Source organism: Micromonospora sp. D93 (assembly GCF_018070365.1).
Lineage (GTDB): Bacteria > Actinomycetota > Actinomycetes > Mycobacteriales > Micromonosporaceae > Micromonospora > Micromonospora ureilytica.
In genome coordinates, this window is the sequence record NZ_JAGPXW010000007.1 from 177,068 (window position 1) to 198,262 (window position 21,195).

Annotated in this window: 14 protein-coding genes; 6 read left to right on the forward strand and 8 right to left on the reverse strand. The window is 71.5% G+C overall.

The window, feature by feature from the left end:
- Positions 1–41 precede the first annotated feature (41 nt).
- The 4 genes from KBX71_RS11650 to mfd all read right to left on the reverse strand — a co-directional run bounded on the left by KBX71_RS11650 (position 42) and on the right by mfd (position 7,252).
- The gene (locus KBX71_RS11650; RefSeq protein ID WP_196928340.1) at positions 42–1,661 is read right to left on the reverse strand and encodes a DUF885 domain-containing protein; all 1,620 of its coding nucleotides are present in this window, start codon (positions 1,659–1,661) and stop codon (positions 42–44) included.
- A gap of 108 nt (positions 1,662–1,769) precedes the next feature.
- Entirely contained in the window at positions 1,770–2,750 is a 981-nt protein-coding gene (locus tag KBX71_RS11655) for a nucleoside triphosphate pyrophosphohydrolase (protein WP_210817944.1), read from the reverse strand.
- Positions 2,751–2,752: 2 nt separating this feature from the next.
- On the reverse strand, positions 2,753–3,559 hold the full coding sequence (locus KBX71_RS11660; protein ID WP_210817945.1) for a hypothetical protein: 807 nt from the start codon (positions 3,557–3,559) through the stop codon (positions 2,753–2,755).
- Positions 3,560–3,622: 63 nt separating this feature from the next.
- Positions 3,623–7,252: a transcription-repair coupling factor gene (gene mfd, locus KBX71_RS11665; protein ID WP_210817946.1), complete on the reverse strand. Its 3,630-nt coding sequence runs from the start codon at positions 7,250–7,252 to the stop codon at positions 3,623–3,625.
- A gap of 313 nt (positions 7,253–7,565) precedes the next feature.
- Between mfd and KBX71_RS11670 the strand changes: the two genes are divergently transcribed.
- Together KBX71_RS11670 and ppc are read left to right on the forward strand one after the other, a co-directional pair.
- Entirely contained in the window at positions 7,566–8,597 is a 1,032-nt protein-coding gene (locus tag KBX71_RS11670; protein WP_210817947.1) for a hypothetical protein, read from the forward strand.
- A 129-nt stretch (positions 8,598–8,726) separates the two neighbouring features.
- Entirely contained in the window at positions 8,727–11,513 is a 2,787-nt protein-coding gene (gene ppc / locus KBX71_RS11675; RefSeq protein ID WP_210817948.1) for a phosphoenolpyruvate carboxylase, read from the forward strand.
- Positions 11,514–11,581: 68 nt separating this feature from the next.
- On the opposite strand, the gene KBX71_RS11680 is transcribed toward ppc, so the two are convergent.
- Positions 11,582–12,418 carry a hypothetical protein gene (locus KBX71_RS11680; protein WP_210817949.1) on the reverse strand — a complete coding sequence of 279 codons (837 nt, stop codon included), beginning with the start codon at positions 12,416–12,418 and terminating at the stop codon, positions 11,582–11,584.
- 54 nt (positions 12,419–12,472) lie between these two features.
- Here KBX71_RS11680 and KBX71_RS11685 point away from each other — a divergent pair, with 54 nt between their 5' ends.
- Both KBX71_RS11685 and KBX71_RS11690 read left to right on the forward strand, forming a co-directional pair.
- Positions 12,473–13,633 carry a DNA recombination protein RmuC gene (locus KBX71_RS11685; RefSeq protein ID WP_210817950.1) on the forward strand — a complete coding sequence of 387 codons (1,161 nt, stop codon included), beginning with the start codon at positions 12,473–12,475 and terminating at the stop codon, positions 13,631–13,633.
- 148 nt (positions 13,634–13,781) lie between these two features.
- Positions 13,782–17,078, forward strand: a complete 3,297-nt coding sequence (locus KBX71_RS11690; RefSeq protein ID WP_210817951.1) for a S8 family serine peptidase — start codon at positions 13,782–13,784, stop codon at positions 17,076–17,078.
- 69 nt (positions 17,079–17,147) lie between these two features.
- On the opposite strand, the gene KBX71_RS11695 is transcribed toward KBX71_RS11690, so the two are convergent.
- Both KBX71_RS11695 and KBX71_RS11700 read right to left on the reverse strand, forming a co-directional pair.
- On the reverse strand, positions 17,148–17,582 hold the full coding sequence (locus KBX71_RS11695) for a hypothetical protein (protein WP_210817952.1): 435 nt from the start codon (positions 17,580–17,582) through the stop codon (positions 17,148–17,150).
- 40 nt (positions 17,583–17,622) lie between these two features.
- Positions 17,623–18,609 (reverse strand): 4-hydroxy-3-methylbut-2-enyl diphosphate reductase, encoded by a 987-nt coding sequence (locus KBX71_RS11700; RefSeq protein ID WP_210817953.1) that lies wholly within the window; start codon positions 18,607–18,609, stop codon positions 17,623–17,625.
- A gap of 207 nt (positions 18,610–18,816) precedes the next feature.
- On the opposite strand from KBX71_RS11700, the gene xseA reads away from it, so the two are divergent.
- Positions 18,817–20,031, forward strand: coding sequence for an exodeoxyribonuclease VII large subunit (xseA, locus tag KBX71_RS11705; protein ID WP_210817995.1), 1,215 nt, complete (start codon positions 18,817–18,819; stop codon positions 20,029–20,031).
- A gap of 45 nt (positions 20,032–20,076) precedes the next feature.
- The gene (locus KBX71_RS11710; RefSeq protein WP_210817954.1) at positions 20,077–20,298 is read left to right on the forward strand and encodes an exodeoxyribonuclease VII small subunit; all 222 of its coding nucleotides are present in this window, start codon (positions 20,077–20,079) and stop codon (positions 20,296–20,298) included.
- Between the two features lie 48 nt (positions 20,299–20,346).
- Here the strand turns inward: KBX71_RS11710 and KBX71_RS11715 are convergent, their stop codons facing one another.
- On the reverse strand, positions 20,347–21,192 hold the full coding sequence (locus KBX71_RS11715; protein WP_124819564.1) for a hypothetical protein: 846 nt from the start codon (positions 21,190–21,192) through the stop codon (positions 20,347–20,349).
- Between the last annotated feature and the right edge of the window lie 3 nt (positions 21,193–21,195).

Sequence of the window (21,195 nt, forward strand, 5' to 3'; positions counted from 1 at the left end):
CGACCCGGCGAGACCGCCCGCCGCTGCCCCGACTGCGACCTTCAGAGACCCAGCAGGGTGCGCAGGTGGCGCGGGGGCGGGCAGTCGTGGGCGAGCATCGCGTCGTGCCAGTCGCGGACCGACACCCCGTCCGGGCGGGCGGCGGCGATCTCGGCCACCTCGCTGTACCCGACGAAGTAGGTGGAGAGCTGGGTGGAGGTGAGTTGCGCGCGCCGCCACTTGCCGGCCGCCTCCCCCTCCTCCTGGAAGCCGCGCCCGGTCATCAACGCCATCGCCTCGGCCTCGGGCAGGTCCTCGGCGTGCACCAACTGGTCGAGCAGCGCGTTGATGGTCATCCGTAGTTGCATCTTGAGCTGCTGCAACCGCACCGGCAGACCACCGAAGCCGAGCCCGGTCATCACCTCCTCCGCGTAGACCGCCCAGCCCTCGATGAACGGGCCGGACTCGGCCAACGCGCGAACCCGCGTGCCACCGACGTAGCGGCGGGCGTGGGCGAGCTGGAGGAAGTGCCCCGGCATCGCCTCGTGCACCGTCAGGTTGCGGATCATGTGGTCGTTGTATTCGCGGTAGAACGACTCGACCCGCTGCGCCGACCAGTCCGACGGGGTGGGCGCGATGCAGTAGAAGGTCGGCAGGACGGCGGTCTCCAGCGGGCCGGGCGCGTCGCAGTATGCCACCGCGACCCCCCTGGCGAACTCCGGCATCTCCTGGATCACGCACCTGTCGTCGACCAGGCTGACCAGGTCGTGCGCGCGGACGAAGTCGGTCGCCTCGTCCAGGGTCACCCCGGCCAGCTCGACGATCGTCGCGTCGTTCGGGTGCTCGGCGGCGAGCAGGTCCAGCGCCCGACGTACCGTCGCGTCGTCGGCCGGGCCGCCGACCAGTTCGACGGCCGCCTCGCGGATCTCCGCGGTGATCCGGTCCAGGTTGGCCCAGGCGCGCCGTTGGATCTCGGCGGCGCCCAGCTCGGTGTCGAGAGTGTGCCAGAGCCGGGCCTCCCAACGGCGCCGGCCCAGTCGCGGGTCACGGCCGGGGCCCGCATCGGCGGCCAGGCCGACGCGTAGCCAGGCGACGAACTCGTCCAGCGCGGCGATCGCCGCCGTGGCCGCCGGCTCGACCCGGTCGAGGTGGCTCGGGGCCTGGGCGAGCAGCGCCGGCAGCTCGTCGCGGATCAGCGCGGCCGTCCCGGTGAACTGCCCGACCGCCGTCTCCGCATGGATCCGCGGCATGTCCCGCAGTGTCGCGCGCGCGGTGGCGAGGGCGTCCGGTACGGCGGCGAGCCGGCCGGCCAGTTGGGTCAGCCGCACCTCCGCGGGGGCGTACGGGCGGGCCAGCAGTGGGTGCAGCAGCGGGCCAGGGTTGTGCCGCAGCGGATCCCACTCGTGCGACCGGATCTCGGTCAGCTCGAACAGCTCCCGATCCACGAATGAGGTGAGCAGCGCGTGGTCGACCTGCTCCTCGACGTCGAGCGAGTCCGGGTCCAGTTCGGACAGTGCGTTGGCCGCGTCGGAGAGCATCGCCCGATCGGCGGTCAACCCGTCGGCGGACAGGTCCGGCAGCCGGTCGTCGAACCGGTGGTCCCCGGCAGCCGTGGCCACCCCCGGCCGCGACTCCAGCAATGCCTCGACAACCCGCTCAGCCAGCACCCCAAACGCTTCCACCCGCCCACCCTACCGACCGCCCACCGTCACCATGGCCGGTCGAGCCCACTCCGTCGATCATGAAGTTATTGCCATCCACCTCGGCGTGTCGGGGCAATAACTTCATGATCACCGGGGAGGTGGGGGTTCGGCGGCGCGGATGGCCTCGGCTTGAGCGAGGGTGGTTTGGCGGAGGGCTGACTCGGGGTTTATGCCTGCCTTGTGGGCTGCGGCTACGGTTGCCAGGAGGTCGGCGCCCAGTTTGGCCTCGGCGTCCGCTTCGGCTTCTGCTGCTGGAAGTGGGACCTTGATGCCGGCCCGGGCGGCGCGGTCCAGGATCTGCGTCGCCAGGGCCAGCGCGGGCTGGCTCAGGGCCACCCCGTCCAGCACCGATTGGCGTGCCTTCTCAGCGCGTTTGATCCGCTCCCAGTTCTCGGTGATCTCCTCCAGGGTGCCCACCTCGGCGCCGGCGAAGACGTGCGGATTACGCCGGATCATCTTGTCGACCAGGCCACCGGCCACGTCGTCGATGCTCCACCGCTCATCCTCGGGCAATTCCTCGGCGAGCCGCGCGTGCAGCACCACCTGCAACAGGACGTCGCCCAACTCCTCGCGCAGCGCGTCGGTGTCGTCGGCGCTGATCGCGTCGTACGCCTCGTAGCTCTCCTCCAGCAGGTAACCGGCGAGGCTGCGGTGCGTCTGCGCCCGCTTCCACGGGTCGCCACCCGGAGAGGCCAGTCGATCCAGCACGGCCACCGCATCGAGCAGCCGGGCACCCGGTGGATCCCACGAGCCGTACATCAACTCCATCTCGGCCAACCCCGGCTGCCGGGCCAGCCGCAGACCCAACTCCCGGGCCAGCGCCTCGTCACCCGCCGGGCCGGCCAGCCACACCACAGTGCCGTGCGACGCCACCACGTCCAGCAACGGCTGCGTCGCCGGGCCGTCCACCACAGTGACCTCGGCGCCCGCCTGGCGCACGGCCGTGACCAACTCGCTGTCCGCGCCGGTCAGCACCGGGTGCTGGCGTACGACGTCCCAGGCCGCGGCTGTCAACAGACCGGCGGGCAACCGGGGTGAGGTGACCAGGAGGACGATCCGTGCGGTCATGCTCAGCTGGCCGTGCCCTCGTCCGGTGCTGGGCCCTCGCCACTCGGGGCGTCGCTCGACGGCAGCGGCTCCGGGGTGGAGATGTCAGTGACCGGGCCGGCCTCGTTGATGTACGGCAGTGAGTAGAAGACCAGCGACTGGCCGGTGCTCACCACCGACGGCACGCCGACCGCCCGGTAGCGCGGGTTGATCGTGACGTCGATCCGGCTCGCCTCGTCCTCCAGCGCGGTGCTGAGGGCGGTGGCGCTGCGGACGAAGCCGCCGTCGCCGAACGCCTGACGGACGTCGGCCACTGACATGCCGCCCTTGATCGCCCCGGTCTTCGCCAGCGCGTCGTAGACGGCCATCAGCGAATCGTCGCTCAGCTCGGCCGGCGGGAGCTGCTGGTTGAGCACCTGGAGCAGGTCGATCCACTCACCCCAGAGCTTGGCGTACTCGGTGGTCGCCGGCAGCCGCAGGTTCTGTTCAAGCTGCTGCGGGGTGACCTCGTCGGGCACCTGGATGTTCTTCGCCGCGGCGACCCGTTTGCCGAGATCCATGCTGACCAGCAGGTTGACTACGTCCTGACGGGTCACCGCGGCGTGCAACTGCTCGGCCGACGGCGTCGCCCCCGCCTGGCCAGCCTCCTGCCGGACCGCGTCGCCGTACTTCGCCTGCGCGTCGTCGTAGATCGCGTCGACCCGGTCCACCGAATAGGTGGTGTCACCGACATACGCGGCGACGTTCGGTGCGGACTTGCCGCAGGCGGCGAGGGAGAGGACACCCAGGGCCGCGACGCTGGCGGCGGCGATCACACGGCGAGCACGCATACCCGTCACTCTCTCATGCCCTCTCCCAGGCTGTGACGGCCCCCACCGCACCGCGGACCCACCTCAGCCCGCCGCGACGGCCAGTGGGGCGGGGGCACCGAGCACATCGGAGAGCAGTTGCGCGGACCACTGGAGCAGCGCCTGGTCACGCAGCGGCTCGCCGCCGATCCGACGGGTGGTCGGTCGGGGCACGCTGACCTGGTCGGTGGCCTGCTTGTAGACGGCATCCGGGTGGTAGCGCTTGAGCCGCAACTGCTTCGAGTCCGGTAGGGGCAGCGGGCCGAACCGCACGTGCTTGCCCTGCATGGACACGTCGCTCAGGCCGTAGCGGCGGGCCAGCAGGCGGAACCGGGCAACCTCCACCAGGTTCTGCACCGGCGCCGGCGGCTCGCCGTACCTGTCGGTCATCTCGGCGATCACCTCGCCCAACCGCTCCTCGTCGCGTGCCTCGGCGAGCTTGCGGTACATCTCCAGGCGCAGCCGCTCCACGCTCACGTAGTCGTGTGGCAGGTGCGCGTCGACCGGCAGGTCGATCTTGACGTCGGTCTCCTCCTCCGGCCGCTCACCCTTGAACGCGGAGACCGCCTCGCCGACCATCCGCACGTACAGGTCGAAGCCGACGCCCTCGATGTGCCCGGACTGCTCGCCACCGAGCAGGTTGCCGGCGCCCCGGATCTCCAGGTCCTTCATCGCCACGTACATGCCCGCACCCAACTCGGTGTGCTGGGCGATGGTCGCCAACCGCTCGTGGGCGTGCTCGGTGAGCGGCTTCTCCGGCGGGTAGAGGAAGTAGGCGTACGCCCGCTCCCGGCCCCGGCCGACCCGGCCACGGATCTGGTGCAGCTGGGCCAGGCCGAGCAGGTCGGCCCGCTCCACGATCAGCGTGTTGGCGTTCGGGATGTCGATGCCCGACTCGACGATCGTGGTGCAGACCAGGACGTCGAACTCCTTCTCCCAGAAGCCGACCATGACCTTCTCCAGGGCGTCCTCGCCCATCTGGCCGTGCGCCACCGCGACCCGCGCCTCGGGCACCAACTCCCGTAGCCGCCGTGCCGCCCGGTCGATCGACTCGACCCGGTTGTGCAGGTAGAAGACCTGCCCGTCGCGGAGCAACTCGCGGTGGATGGACGCGGCCACCTGCCTGTCGTCCTGCGCGCCGACGAAGGTGAGCACCGGGTGCCGCTCCTCCGGCGGGGTGGCGATGGTGGACATCTCCCGGATGCCGGTGATCGCCATCTCCAGGGTGCGCGGGATCGGGGTGGCCGACATGCTGAGCACGTCGACCGACGCGCGCAGCGTCTTCAGGTGCTCCTTGTGCTCGACACCGAAGCGCTGCTCCTCGTCGACGACCACCAACCCCAACTGCTTGAACCGGGTCGCCGTCTGCAACAGCCGGTGGGTGCCGATGACGATGTCGACGGTGCCGTCGGCGACCATCTCCAGCGTCCGCTCGGTCTCCTTCGCCGTCTGGAACCGCGACAGCTGCCGGATCTGCACCGGGAACTGACTCATCCGCTCGGCGAACGTGTTGTAGTGCTGCTGGACCAGCAGGGTGGTCGGCACCAGCACCGCCACCTGCTTACCGTCCTGCACCGCCTTGAACGCCGCCCGAACCGCGATCTCGGTCTTGCCGTAGCCGACATCACCGCAGATCAGCCGGTCCATCGGGACTGTCTGCTCCATGTCCCGCTTGACCTCGTCGATCGCGGCGAGCTGGTCCGGCGTCTCCTGCCAGGGGAAGGCGTCCTCCAGCTCGCGCTGCCACGGCGTGTCCGGGCCGAACGAGTGCCCCTTGGACGCTTTACGCGCGGCGTAGAGCTGGATGAGCTGCGCGGCGATCTCCCGGACCGCCTTGCGGGCCCGGGCCTTGGACTTCTGCCAGTCCGAGCCGCCCATCTTGTGCAGGGTCGGCTGCTCGCCGCCCACGTAGCGGGAGAGCTGGTCGAGCTGGTCGGTCGGGACGAACAACCGGTCGCCGGGCTGGCCCCGCTTGCTGGCCGCGTACTCGATGACCAGGTATTCCCGGCTGGCGCCGTTGACGGTGCGCTGCACCAACTCGACGTAGCGGCCGATGCCGTGCTGCTCGTGCACCACGTGGTCGCCGGCCTTCAACTCCAGCGGGTCGATCGTGTTGCGCCGCCGGCTCGGCATCTTGCGCATGTCCCGCGTCGAGGTGCCCCGACCACCTGTCACGTCATTGCCGGTGAGCAGCACGAAACGGGACGCCTCGTCGACGAACCCGCCGCTCAGCGCGCCACAGGTGACCACCAGCTCGCCGGGGACGGGCGCGCTCGGCACCTCCTCGGTCAACCGGGCGCCCAGGCCGGCGTCGCGCAGCACCTCCACCGCCCGCTGGGCGGGGCCGTGCCCCTCGAAGACCAACGCGATCGACCAGCCCTCGCCGGCCCAGCGCTTGAGGTCCTCGACGACCCGCGAGGTCTCGCCGTGATAGAGCGGCGCCGGCTGGGCGGACAGGGTCACCGCGATGGCGTCGTCCGGAGTGACGGCGGCCTGCTCGGGCGCGTCCTCCCAGGGCTGCCGCGCCTCGGCCGTCTCCCCCTCTACAAGCCCGAACGGGGACAGCGTCCACCACGGCTGGCCGAGCTTGCCCGCGGCGGCGCGCACCTCGCCGAGGGTGCGGAAGGCGGCGGCGCCGACGTCCACCGGGGCCTGGCCGCCGACCGCGGCGGCGGCCCAGCTGGCCTGCAAGAACTCCTCCGAGGTACGCACCAGGTCGTGCGCCCGCGTGCGGATCCGCTCCGGGTCGCAGAGCAGGACGTGGGTGCCGGCCGGCATGGCGTCCAGCAGCAGCTCCAACGAGTCGGGGCCGACCAGCACCGGGGCCAGCGACTCCATCCCCTCCACCGGGATGCCCTCGGCCAGCTTGTCGAGGATCTCGCCCAGCTCGGGGTGCTGCTCGGCGAGCGCGGCGGCCCGGTCACGGACCGACGGCGTGAGCAGCAACTCCCGACACGGCGGCGCCCAGAGCAGCGGAACCTGCTCGATGGTCCGCTGGTCGGCGACGGCGAAGGTGCGGATCTCCTCCACCTCGTCGCCCCAGAACTCGACCCGGGACGGGTGCTCGTCGGTGGGCGGGAAGACGTCCAGGATGCCGCCGCGCACCGCGAACTCGCCGCGCTTGGTGACCAGGTCGACCCGGGCGTACGCCATGTCGACCAGGCGGTGGGCGACCTCCTCCAGGTCCGCCTCCTCGCCGGCGGCGAGCTGCACCGGCTCCAGATCGCCGAGCCCCTTCAGCTGCGGTTGGAGCAGCGAACGGACCGGGGCCACGACCACCCGCAGTGGCCCGGTGCCGCCGTGCGCGTCGGTCGCCTCCGGGTGCGCCAGGCGGCGCAGCACGGCCAGCCGCCGGCCAACCGTGTCCGAGCGTGGGGACAGCCGCTCGTGCGGCAGCGTCTCCCAGGATGGGAAGACCACAACCTGCTCGGCCGGCAGCAACCCGCCCAGCGCGGCGGCCAGGTCGTCGGCCTCCCGGGTGGTGGCGGTCACCGCCAGGACCGGTCGCCCGGCCCCGTCGTTGTCCGCGGCGACCGCCGCGACGGCGAACGGGCGCAGCGCCGCCGGGGCGGTGATGTCGAGGCCGTCGACCTGGGCGGCACCGGAGCGTGCCAGGTCACGCGCCCGGGTCAGCCCGGGGTCGGCCAGGGCGGCGGTGAACAGACCGGTGAGCAAGGGAAACCTTTCGGGGAGTCGACGCACACGACGGCGGCCCCTCGTCCAGCCGGACGGGGGGTGCACGACAACAAGCCTAGCCCCGTCGACCGACAGCCACCCCCTTCCGCCGAGGTCCGCGCCGCGCCGCGTCGCACCGCACCGCACCGCACCGCGCGCCAAGATCGTGCTCGAACCAGGATGTAGTGGTCTCATCGCCGCACCGATGCCACTGGATCCTGGATATTGCGCGATCTCGGGACCCGAGCCCTGGAGCACGCCCGGCCAACTGGTTCCGCCCTGTGGTCCCCGAAACGGACCATAGGCTAATAACGTGGACAAAGAATCGCACGGCACGGCCCGCGACTGGGCGCCGCGCAGCATCGGACTGCTCGTCGGCACTCTCGTGCTGGCCACGGCGTTCATCGCGGCCTACGTCGGGGCGTTGCACCAGCCCACACCCCGCGATCTGCCGATCGGCGTCGTCTCCGGCGACCAACGCGCCCAGGCGACGCTCGACGCCGTGCGCGGCCAGACCACAATCCTCAAACCCACCGAGTACGACGACCCGGGCGCCGCCGAGCACGGGCTGCTCAGCCGCGCGGTGTATGCCGTCCTCAGCACCGGACCCGACAACGGTCTGCTCCTCACCGTGGCGAGCGCCTCCGGCCCCTCCGCCACCAGCGCGATCAAGGAGGTCCTCGGCACCGCCACCAGCCGCACCGGCACCCCGCTACAGATCGTCGACAAGGTGCCGGTCCCCTCGGCCGACCCGCGCGGGGTGGTGCCCTTCTACCTGAACGTCGGGTACGTGCTCGGCGGCTACCTCGCCTCGACAGTGCTGGGGATATCCGCCGGCACCACCCCGCGTACGGCGCGCCGGGCCGGACTGCGCATCGCCGCCCTGGCGGTGTACAGCGTGCTGCTCGGCATCGCCGGCGCGGTAGTGGTCGGACCCGTCCTGGACATCTGGCACCACGACGTGCCGACGATCGCCGCCATCGGCGCGCTTGCCGTCTTCGCCGCCGCGATGGTCGCCAGCGCCATCCAGGGCTGGCTCGGCGTCGCCGGCACCGCGCTCGTCATCCTGCTGCTGGTGGTGCTCGGCAACCCCGGCTCCGGCGGCATCTACGCGCCCGAGTTCCTGCCCGGGGTGCTGCGCGGCATGCACAGGTGGAACATCCCCGGGCTCGCCAACGACCTGACCAAGGCCGCTGTGTACTTCGACTGGCGATCGGCCGGCTGGCCGGCTTCCGCCCTCGGGATCTGGGCGGTGCTCGGCGGGCTCGGGTTGGTCGGCGCGAGCCTCGTCCGCGGTCGCCGGGCCACCACCTCCGGCCCCTCGCCGGGCCGCCACGGTGGCTGAGATCACCCCCGAAAACACGCTCCCGGAGGCAGTGGATCACCAGGGGGCCCTCCAGACGACCCCTGCGCGCGGATACCATCCAGTAAGTCGGACAGCGCTGTCCTTCGTATCCACGTGAGGGAGCGCATCGTGACCGACCAGCACGACCATGACGGCCCGGACGCCGCACTGCGCGCCGACATTCGCCGACTCGGCACCCTGCTCGGCCAGACCCTGGCCCGCCAGGAGGGTCGCCCCCTGCTCGACCTCGTCGAGGAGATCCGCGCCCAGGTCCGCTCCGACGCCCCGGCGGCCGCCCAGCGCCTCGGCGGGCTCGACGTGACCACCGGCACGAAGCTGGCCCGCGCCTTCTCCACCTACTTCCACCTGGCCAACATCACCGAGCAGGTGCACCGTGCGCGGGATCTGCGCCGCCGCCGCGCGGTGCAGGGCGGCTGGCTGGACCAGGCCGCCAAGATGATCGCCGAGCGCGGGGTGCCGGCCGAGGAGATCGCCAACGCGGCTCGCCGGCTGGCGGTGCGGCCGGTCTTCACCGCCCACCCGACCGAGGCGGCCCGCCGCTCGATCCTGTCCAAGCTGCGGGCGATCGCCGACGAGTTGGACACCGAGACCGCCAACGCGATCCTCTACGGGGCCAGCGACGAGGGCCCGGCCAACCGCCGGCTGGCCGAGTTGCTGGACCTGATGTGGCAGACCGACGAGCTGCGGCTCGACCGGCCGGACCCGACCGACGAGGCCCGCAACGCGATCTACTACCTGCGCGACCTGTACGCGGAGGCCGCCCCGCAGGTGCTCGACGACCTGGCCGACACGTTGCGCACGCTCGGCGTGGAGACCTCGCCGACGGCTCGGCCGTTGAGCTTCGGCACCTGGATCGGCGGCGACCGCGACGGCAACCCGTTCGTCACCCCCGCGGTCACCCGCGAGGTGCTGACCATCCAGCACGAGCACGGCATCGCGGCCACCGAGAAGGCGATGGACCACCTGATCAACGAGGTCTCGGTGTCCCGCCGACTGCGCGGGGTGTCCCTGGACCTCTCCGCCAGCCTCGCCGCCGACCTGGACGCCCTGCCCGAGGTGGCTGAGCGCTTCCGCCGGGTCAACGCGGAGGAGCCGTACCGGCTCAAGGCGCGCTGCGTGAAGGCGAAGCTCGCCAACAGCCGGCTGAGGTTGCGTCAGGGCACCGCGCACGTGCCCGGCCGGGACTACCAGGGCTCCGCCGAGCTGATCGCCGACCTGGACCTGCTGCGCGCCTCGCTGGCCCGCAACTCCGGGCAGCTCACCGCGGTCGGCCGGCTGGCCTCCACCATCCGTACGGTCTCCGCGTTCGGCCTGCACCTGGCCACCATGGACGTCCGGGAGCACGCCGAGGCGCACCACGCGGTGCTCGCGCAGCTCTACGAGGCGGTCGGTGAGGTCTCCGACTACCCGGCGCTGACCCGGCTGGAACGCACCAAGCTGCTCGCCGACGAGCTGACCGGCCGCCGCCCCCTGTCGACAGTGGACACGGCGCTGTCCGAGCCGGCCCGCAAGACGTTCGACGTGTTCGGGACCATCCGGGAGGCACAGGACCGGTTCGGCGCCGAGGTGATCGAGTCGTACATCATCTCGATGACCCTGGGTGTCGACGACGTGCTGGCCGCCGTGGTGCTGGCCCGCGAGGCCGGCCTGGTGGACGTGCACAGCGGGCGGGCCCGGATCGGGTTCGTGCCGCTGCTGGAGACCCCGGCAGAGCTGAACTCCGGCGGCGAACTCCTCGACGAGCTGCTGTCGCTGCCCGCGTACCGGGCGCTGGTGACCGCTCGCGGTGACGTGCAGGAGGTCATGCTCGGCTACTCCGACTCGAACAAGGAGGCCGGGATCACCACCAGCCAGTGGTCGATCCACCGGGCGCAGCGTGCGCTGCGTGACGTGGCCGCCCGGCACGGCGTGCACCTGCGGCTGTTCCACGGCCGGGGCGGCACGGTCGGGCGTGGCGGCGGGCCGACGCACGAGGCGATCCTGGCGCAGCCGTACGGCACGATGGACGGCGCGATCAAGGTGACCGAGCAGGGCGAGGTGATCTCCGACAAGTACACCCTGCCCTCGCTGGCCCGGGAGAACCTGGAGCTCACCCTCGCCGCGGTGCTCCAGTCGACCCTGCTGCACACCGCGCCCCGGCAGCCGGCCGAGATGTTGGAGCGCTGGGACGCGACGATGGACGTGGTCTCCGAGTCGGCGTTCCGGTCCTACCGGTCACTCGTCGAGGACCCGGACCTGCCGGCGTACTTCTGGGCGTCCACCCCCACCGAGCTGCTCGGCGCGCTGAACATCGGCTCCCGGCCGGCGAAGCGCCCGAACACCGGCGCCGGGCTGTCCGGGCTGCGGGCCATCCCGTGGGTGTTCGGCTGGACGCAGACCCGGCAGATCGTGCCGGGCTGGTTCGGCGTCGGCTCCGGGCTGGCCGCCGCCCGCGAGGCCGGTCTGGCGGACGTGCTGGCCGAGATGCACCGCAACTGGCACTTCTTCCGCACGTTCCTGTCGAACGTCGAGATGATGCTGACCAAGACGGACCTGAGCATCGCCCGCCGGTACGTCGAGACCCTGGTGCCGAAGAAGCTGCACCCGATCTTCGAGCAGATCGAGCAGGAGTACGAGCTGACCAAGCGGGAGGTGCTGGCGGTCACCGCCTCACCGGCCCTGCTGGAGAACTCGCCGGTGCTCCAGCGCACCCTGGCCGTCCGCGACACCTACCTGGAGCCGCTGCACCATCTCCAGGTGGCGCTGCTGCGGCAGTACCGGGAGTCGGGTGCCGCCGGGCGGGCGATCGCCACCGCACCGGGCGGCCGACGCGCGCCGAGCGACGGCACGGCCCTGGAGCGCGCGCTGCTCACCACCGTGAACGGCATCGCCGCCGGGATGCGCAACACCGGCTGATCATCAGGTACGGAAACGGGCCCCGGTCACTGCGACCGGGGCCCGTTCCGTATGCCTGCGAACGACTGTCAGAAGTCGCCGCCGCCGAAGTCCCCACCACCGAAGTCGCCGCCGCCGAAGCCGCCACCGCCGAAGTCCCCACCGCCGAAGTCCCCACCGGCGTAGTCGCCGCCGCCGAAGTCGCCACCCTGGTCACCGCCGCCGAAGTCGCCACCCTGGTCACCGCCGCCGTCGCCGCCCTGGTCGGCACCGTCACCGAAGCCCTCCTGGTAGCCGGCGTCGTAGCCGTACCCGGGGTCGGCGAAGGCGGGCGAGAAGAGCGCGTCGGCGATCAGGATGCCGCCGAGCACACCGGCGCCGGCCCCCAACGCCGTCTTCCACCACGGCGTCGAATACCAGCCGGCAGGCACCGGTCGACCCTGATAACGCCCACCGGGGTAGTAGTAGGGCGTCTCCCGGCCGGGTTGCGGCCCAGCCCGGAAGGTCTGCCCCTGCACGTCGACCTCGCGCTCCTTGGTGAGCTGCCCCACGCCGCGGGCGGCGGCCAGGGTCGGCACCTCGGGACCCGGGTCGATGCCCAGCGCCGTGCGTGCCGCCCGGATGTACGCCAGGCCCTCCAGCGCGGTCTCCCGGGCCAGCCCGAACTGGTGCGGCGTGGACGCCTGCTCCAGCTGGGAACCCGCCGCGTTGTACCGCTCACCGGCGTCGGCCAGCGCCTGGCGTACCGCTGGGTCGTCGCCGTGCAGGTTCATCAACTGGCCGCCGAGGCGCTCGTACCACCGCTGCGCCTCCGCGCGGGCGTCGCCGAGCTCGGTGCGACGGCGGGCACCGGCCTGGGCGCGGATGAGCGCGGCGGCGCCCAGCGCGCCGACCAGCACGACGGCGAGGCAGAGCACAAGTTCCATGTCATCGAACGTACCCCCGGCTCGCACGTCGTATCCGTCTGGCAAGCTCCGGTGATGGACGTCTCGACGCTGCTCCTGGTGATCGTGTGCCTCGGCGCCGGCGGGGCGGTGGGCTGGCTCGCGGCCCGGTCCCGCTCGGCGGCCGACATCGCCCGCCTGGATGCCACCCTGGCCGCCACCCGGGAGGGCGAGGGCCGGCTGGAGCAGTCCATGCGGGCGTTGAGCTACGAGGCCACCGCGCAGTCCCAGGAGGCGGTGGCCCGTGCGGTCGCGCCGCTGCACGACACGCTGCGCCGCTACGAGCTGCGGGTGGCCGAGTTGGAGCACGACCGCGTCGACGCGTACGCCGAGCTGCGTGAGCAGGTCCGCTCGATGAACGCGGTCTCCGGGGAGCTGCGCACCGAGACCAAACAGTTGGTGGCGGCGCTGCGCGCACCGCAGGTGCGGGGCCGCTGGGGCGAGCACCAGCTGCGCCGAATCGTCGAGGCTGCCGGCATGCTGGAGCACTGCGACTTCTCCGAGCAGGTCACCGCCGCCACCGACCAGCAGGTCGTCCGACCGGATCTGGTGGTCCGACTGCACGGCGGTCGCTCGGTGGTGGTGGACGCCAAGGCACCGTTCGACGCGTACCTGACGGCCATGGAGGCCCGCGACGAACGCGGTCGGGACACCCACCTCGACGCGCACGCGCGGCACCTGCGGGGGCACGTCGACGCCCTGGCCGCCAAGTCGTACTGGTCGGCGTTCGACAACTCACCCGAGTTCGTTGTGCTGTTCGTCCCCGCCGACCCGTTCCTCGACGTCGCGCTCCAGCGGGACCCGACGCTGCTGGAGCACGCCTTCACCCGCAACGTGGTGCTCGCCACGCCGGCCACGCTTGTCGCCCTGCTCCGCACGGTCGCCTACTCCTGGCGGCAGGAGGCACTGGCCCGCAACGCGCTCGCCGTGCACACCCTCGCCCGGGAGCTGTACGGCCGGCTCTCCACCCTGGGCGACCACGTGGGCAAGCTCGGGTCCTCGCTGGCCGGTGCGGTGACCGCCTACAACCGGGCGGTCGGCTCGCTGGAGGCCCGGGTGCTGGTCAGCGCCCGCAAGCTCGCCGAGTTGGGCGTCTCGGACGACGAGTTGGCCACGCCGGCCCAGGTCGAGTTGACGCCCCGACAGCCGCAGGCACCCGAGCTGGCCGATCCGGCCGACGAGGTCTCGGCCCGCTAACCATCTATGTGACAGTGCGTATGCCTGCATATCACGAAGTGGTCACAAGGAACTGGCCACTAGTGACAGTGCTCGCCGACACCCCGAAAGATTCTGCTCACCCGAGCGCCCTTCTCTGAGGGCCCTGTTCTCTGGAGGAAAAGAGAACGTGAGCAGACTCCCAAACCTGGGCCGGCGCACCTCAGCCGCGCTCTTCGCATCGGTCCTGGCGGCGAGCGCCGTGACCGCCATGGGTGGTGCCGCCACCGCGGCCGCCGCTCCAACGACCACAGCGGACACCTCCCCGGCCACCGCCGCCGAGACGCTGGGCGCGCACGACGCCAAACTGCTCAGCGAGGCCCGCGCCAAGAAGGCCCCGACCGTCACGTTGATCGTCGCCACCGAGAAGGGTGAGGCGGGAGACGTCGCCGACAGCCTCACCAAGCTCGGCGCCACGGTCAGCCAGCGGCAGGACCGGGTCGGCTTCGTGCTGGCCAAGGTTCCGACCGACCGGGTCCTCAAGGCAGCGCGACTGCCCGGCGTCTCGGCCGTCGACCTGGACGAGGTCATCCACCTGCCGGATCCGGCCCCGGAACGCACCCCCGCCGGCACCGCTGGCGCGCGACAGGCGACCGTCGCAGCGCCGGGAGAGACCACCCAGGCCGACAACCCCTACATGCCAACGAACGAGACCGGCGCGGTGGCGTTCACCGCGGCCCACCCCGAGTGGGACGGCCGGGGCGTCACGATCGGCATCATGGACTCCGGTGTGGACCTGGCCCACCCGGCGTTGCAGCAGACCACCACCGGCGAGCGCAAGATCGTCGACTGGGTCACCGCGACCGATCCGCTGGAGGACGGCTCGTGGCGGCGGATGCAGGCCGAGGTCACCGGCCCGTCGTTCGCCATCGCCGGCGGCACCTGGACGGCGCCGGCCGGGACGTACCGGTTCAACCTGTTCAGCGAGTCCGTCACCACCGCGAGCGACGCCCGCGGTGACGTCAACCGCGACGGCGACGTCACCGACACCTGGGGGTTGCTCTACGACCCGGCCACCAACAACATCCGGGTTGACACCAACCAGAACCTCAACTTCACCGACGACCCGATCATGCGGCCGTACAAGGAGAAGTACGACATCGGCTACTTCGGCACCGACAACGCGGCGACGCCTGTCGCCGAGCGGCAGCCCTTCGTCGTCGAGTTCCGCAAGAACGTGAACACCACGCCGATCGGGCTGCCGGGCACCTACGACTACGTCAACATCGGCATCGTCGAGAGCACCCACGGCACCCACGTCGCCGGCATCACCGCCGCCAACGACATGCTCGGCAACGGGGCCTTCGACGGTGCCGCACCCGGCGCCAAGCTGGTCTCCGCCCGCGCCTGCTCCTGGGGCGGCGGCTGCACCGCGGCGGCCCTCACCACCGGCATGATCGACCTGGTGGCCAACCGTGGCGTCGACATCGTCAACATGTCGATCGGTGGCCTTCCGGGCCTGAACGACGGCAACAACGCGAGGACCAACCTTTACAACGAACTGATCGAGACGTACGGCGTGCAGTTGGTCATCTCGGCCGGCAACTCCGGCCCGGGTCTCAACACCGTCGGCGACCCGTCCGTCGCCAGCAACGTGATCAGCGTTGCCGCCAACATCAGCAAGGACACCTGGCTGGCCAACTACGGCTCGGTCGTCAGGAAGAAGAACGCCCTGTTCAACTTCTCCTCCCGCGGCCCGCGCGAGGACGGCGGCTTCAAGCCGAACATCGCAGCCCCCGGCTCGGCCATCTCCACCGCGCCGACCTGGCAGCTCGGCGCCCCGGTCCCCGAGGCCGGATACGCGCTGCCCCCGGGCTACGCGATGCTGAACGGCACGTCGATGGCGTCCCCGCAGACCGCCGGCGCCGGCGCGTTGCTGCTGTCGGCCGCCAAGGCCACCGACCGGGGCGTCAGCCCGGCCGCGCTGCGGCGGGCTCTGTTCAGCTCCGCCAAGCCGATCGCGGACGTGCCGACCTACGCGCAGGGCTACGGCATGGTCAACGTTCCGGGCGCCTGGCAGTTGCTGCGCCAGGGCGTCGACACCCGGTCGTACGTCTCCGACGCACCGGTCTGCAGCCCTCTCGCGGAGCAGCTGACCATCTGGAACGGTGTGAAGTTCGTGCCGAACCCGGGTCGCGGCACCGGCGTCTACAACCGCTGCACCTCGGCCGAGGGCGGCCACAAGGTCGGCCAGAGCAAGACCTACCCGGTCAAGCTGACCCGCACCAGCGGGCCGGCCGGCACCATCAAGCACAACGTCACGCTCCAGGGCAACGACGGCACCTTCAAGGCACCGAAGACCGTCGCGTTGCCGCTCAACAAGGCCGTCACCATCAGCGTCACCGCCAAGCCGGCCACCGAGGGCGCGCACGGCGCGATCGTGCGGATCGACGATCCGGCCACGAACGTGGTCGACTTCGAGGTGTCCACGGTGGTGGTGGCCTCGAACGACGTGAAGAAGCCCACCTTCTCGTACGCCAACGAGGGCTCGGTCGACCGGAACGGCTTCACGTCGTACTTCGTCACCGTGCCGGAGGGCGCCAAGGCCCTCCAGGTGAACCTCTCCGGGATCGCCACCGGTTCGCAGACCCGGTTCATCGCGATCAACCCGTTGGGTGTGCCGGTGGAGGCCACCACCAGCACCGTCTGCTACACCAACTTCTCCGACGTCAACGTCTGCAAGCCGCAGGAGCGTGACTACCAGAACCCGCTTCCCGGGGTCTGGGAGATCGAGGTGGAGTCGCGGCGGACGTCCCCGGCGCTGAACAACCCGTTCAGGCTCCAGGCACGGGTGCAGGGTCTGACTGTCGAGCCGGCGCTTGTCGAGCTGCCCAGTGTCGAGGCCGGCGAGCCGACCCCGGTGAGCTGGAAGGTCACCAACGCCTTCGGCCCGGTCTCGGTCAGCGGTCGCAGCGGCGCGTTGACCGGTGTGCGCACCGAGCGTCCGACCATCACCGAGGGCGGTCCCAACCAGGAGTGGACCGTGGAGATTCCGGAGGGTACGTCGACGTTCACCGCCCGGATCGGCAACCCCGCGAACGCGGGCGCCGACCTGGACCTGTTCGTCTACCGGGGCACCACCGAGGTCGGTCGGGCCGCGGATGGCGACTCGGAGGAGGCGGTCACGCTGACCAACCCGCCCGCCGGCACCTACCGCGTCGTGGTGGAGCCGTACGGGGTCGACGGGCCGGGGACCAGCACCGCCTACGACTACTACGACGCGTTCGCGTCAGCGTCGCTGGGCACGATCACCGCTCCGACCGTCGCGGTGCCGCTGATGCACGGCGAGTCGACCACCATCACCGGCACGGTGACCGCGGTGGCCGTTCCGGCCGACGGGCGTCAGCTCTCCGGTGAACTGGCGATCGTCACCACCGAGGGCGCGATCGTGGGTCGCGGCAACCTGACCATCGGGGCCGTGAACTGATCCGCTCGTAACAGGCAGGAGCCCGCCCCCACGTCAGGGGGCGGGCTCCCGCACGTCAGGGGTGAGTGGTCAGGAGCGGTGGGCACGCTCCACCACGAACGGGGTGCCCTGCTGGCAGGTGGACATCATGCCGGGCTCCACCCGACCGGTGACCTCGACCCGCGCGCCCGGCGTCAGCACGTCACGCGGGCCGCCGAGCAGCAGGTAACCGTCGAGCAGTACGCAGTTGGGCTCCACGCCGCCCTGCAGGGTGCCGCTCAGGGTGGTGGCCCCGACGCCCGGCGGCGTGCTCGGGCCGCCCGGCTTCGGAGGCTTCCCCCCGGACGGCGTGGTGGGGGGGATGGTCTCCGGCGAGGTGGTCGGGTCGGGTGTGGGCTGGCTGGTCACCGGCTGCGCTCCCGTCGGTGTCGGGCTGGGTGTGCCGCCCCCACCACCCTGGCTGCCGCAGGCGCTCAGCGCCACGCAGAGGGCCAACGCGGGTACGGCGAGCCGAAGAGTCCTCATGCCGAATCTGACGTACGCCGACCGCGGTTCGTTCCCGTGCTCAACCGCGCGCCGCGGCGGCCTTCATGTCCCGCCTCAGCTCCTGCGGAAGCGAGAACGTGAGCCGCTCGTTGGCGGTGGTGATCTCCTCGACGTCGGCGAAGCCGCGCGCGGCGAGGTGGACCAGCACCTCCTGGACCAGGTCGTCCGGAACGCTCGCGCCCGAGGTCAGGCCGACCGTCGTGGCCCCCTCCAGCCAGGCGTCGTCGATCTCGTGCGCGAAGTCGACCAGGTGACCGGCGCGGGCACCGGCGTCCAGGGCGACCTCGACCAGGCGGACCGAGTTGGAGGAGTTCGTGGAGCCGACCACGATCACCACGTCACAGTCGGCGGCGATCTCCTTGACCACGTGCTGCCGGTTGGAGGTGGCGTAGCAGATGTCGTCGCTCGGCGGGGACTGCAGCAGCGGCAGCCGCTGCTTGAGCCGGGCCACAGTCTCCAGCGTCTCATCGACCGAGAGCGTGGTCTGGGAGAGCCAGACCACCTTCTCCGGATCACGTACGGTGATCTTGTCGGCGCCGTCCGGGCCGTCCACCAGCTGGATGTGCGCGGGTGCCTCACCGGCGGTGCCGATGACCTCTTCGTGCCCCTCGTGGCCGATGAGCAGGATGTCGTAGTCCTCGGCCGCGAAGCGTCGCGCCTCGTGGTGGACCTTGGTGACCAGCGGACAGGTCGCGTCGATCGCCTTCAGCGAACGCTCCTTGGCCTGCTCGTAGACCTCCGGCGCCACCCCGTGCGCGGAGAAGATGACTGTGGCGCCCTCCGGCACCTCCTCGTTCTCCTCCACGAAGATCGCGCCCAGGGCCTCCAGGGTCTGCACCACGTGCTTGTTGTGCACGATCTGCTTGCGCACGTAGATCGGGGCGCCGTAGAGCTTCAGCGCCTCCTCCACGGTCTGCACCGCGCGGTCGACACCCGCGCAGTAGCCGCGGGGCTTGGCCAGGAGCACGCGCTTGCCGGTCCGGTGAGTCGCCTGAGCCTCAGTCACCACCCCATCGTACGTGCCACCCCACCACCCGCCACCGCCCACAACCCCCGACCCCCTTGCGTTGATCATGAAGTTATTGCTCCGACACGCCGACGCGGGGGGCAATAACTTCATGATCGACGGGCCAGGTGGGGGGAGGTCCGTGGGGAGGGTCCGTAGGGTGGGCGGGTGACCGAGGGTGGGCGGGTGACCGAGGGTGGGGCGCGGGTGGGCAGCGGCGGGGCTAGCAGCGCCGAGGAGCCTTGGCCGGTACGGGTGGTCAGCCAGAAGGTGGGGGCCTGGATCGCCAAGCTGGGCTGGGTGTGGGTGGACGGGCAGGTGGCCCAGATCAGCCGCCGCCCCGGGGCCAGCATTGTCTTCCTCACCCTGCGTGACCCGTCGGCGGACCTGAGCCTGACCGTCACCACCAACCGGGACGTCCTGGACACCGGCGCGCCGGAGCTGCGTGAGGGTGCCCGCGTGGTGCTGCACGCCAAGCCGGAGTTCTACGCCGCCCGGGGCACGCTGAGCCTGCGGGCCGACGAGATTCGCCAGGTGGGGCTCGGGGAGTTGCTGGCCCGACTGGAGAAGCTCAAGAAGCTGCTCGCCGCCGAAGGGCTCTTCGACCGTGCCCGCAAGCGTCGGCTGCCGTTCCTGCCCGGCCGGATCGGGCTGATCACCGGTCGCGCGTCGGCGGCGGAACGGGACGTGCTGACGAATGCCCGACGACGCTGGCCGGCGGTGGAGTTCCGGACGGTCAACGTGGCGGTGCAGGGCCCGTCCGCGGTGCCGCAGATCGTCGACGCGCTCAAGGTCCTGGACGCCGACCCGAGCATCGACGTGATCATCATCGCCCGGGGCGGCGGCGGCATCGAGGACCTGCTGCCCTTCTCGGACGAGGCGCTCTGCCGTGCGGTGTTCGGCTGTCGTACGCCGGTGGTCAGCGCGATCGGCCACGAGACGGACGCGCCGCTGATCGACTACGTCGCCGACGTCCGCGCCTCCACACCTACCGACGCGGCGAAGCGGGTAGTTCCCGACCTCACCGAGGAGGTACGCCTCATCGGTCAGGCCCGGCACCGCCTCGAACGGGCGGTGCGCAACCTGGTCGACCGGGAGACGCACCGGCTCGACGGGCTGCGTTCCCGGCCGGTGCTGGCCCGGCCCCAGGTGATGGTGGAGCATCGGGCGACCGAGCTGACCGCGTTGCGTCAGCGGGCCGGCCGCTGCCTGGAGCATCGGCTCACCGCCGCCGAGGACGACCTGCGGCACACTCTCGCGCGGCTGCGCGCCCTCTCCCCCGCCGCCACCCTCGACCGGGGGTACGCGATCGTGCAGCGCGCCGACGGCCACGTGGTTCGCGCGGCGGCGGAGGTCGGCAAGGGCGACCCGCTGCGGGTACGACTGGCCGACGGCGAGTTGGCCGCCACTGTCGATGGCTGAGTGGCGACGCGGCGCGGTGGGGAGTGGTGTGCTGAGATGAACGCGATGACTGACGACACGAAGGCCGGGCCGGACGAGCGGCTCAGTTACGAGCAGGCCCGCGCCGAGCTGGCCTCGGTGGTGGAGCGGTTGGAGGCCGGCGGCACGTCCCTGGAGGAGTCGCTGGCGCTCTGGGAGCGCGGCGAGGCGCTGGCGGTGATCTGTCAACGCTGGCTGGACGGTGCGCGGGCGCGGATCGACGCCGCCCGCCAGGAGCCCGATTCCTGAGACTGGAACCGCCGGGTGGGGCGGCCGGAGCCGCCCCACCCGGGTACGTCAGTTGAACAGGCTGTACAGCTCGGCTGGCGCCTCGACGACCTGGTCCGCCGGCGGCTTCTGCGCGGCGGTGGCGGCACCGTAGTCGGAGTACGTCATCTTGACCTCCTGGGCGGCGGTCTGCCCGGCGGCCGGCAGCTGCAGCACCAGCTCGCTCAGACGGCCCTGCGGGTCCACCTTCGCGGTGAACGGGACGGTCTTCGCCTGGGTGCCCAGCGCGGCGATCGTGGCGGCGTTCAACGAGCCCGCCTCGGCGGCCTTGGTGACGTCGATGGTGCCGGCGTACGCGCCGGTGCCGGTGCTGCGGACCTCGGTGATGCCCTGGGTGAGCACCGCGCTGCCGGCCGGGTCGACCTTCTCGAAGTCGAAGCCGAGGCTGCGGTTGCCCTTGATCCGGTTCTGGTCCAGGTGCTGGTACTTGCCGAGGTTGAGCTGCTTGATGGCGGGCAGGCTGTCGGCGGTCGGGCCGGTCAGCTCCAGCTTGACCCAGCTGTCCGGCTTGAAGTGGATCACGTCGAGCTTCATCGCCAGGTCGGACGAGGGGCCCCCGATCGCGACCTTCATCGCCGCGCTCTGGCTCGGCTGGTGCACCAGCCCCTCCGCCGTCGAGCCGGCACCGGCGAGAGTGAACCGGAAGTTCCCGTTGCTGATCTCCTTGGTGGAGTCGAGCAGGGCCTGCTTGGCGTCGCCCGCCACCGGGGCACCGGACGGGCTCGCCGTGCCGGACGCGGTCACCGTCGGCGACGGCGTCGATCCGGCGGTGCCGGTTCCGCTGGCGCAGGCTGCCAGTGCGGGCGTGATCAGAGCGGCGGCTACCAGGCCGGCGCCGAGTCGTCGAACAGTCATACG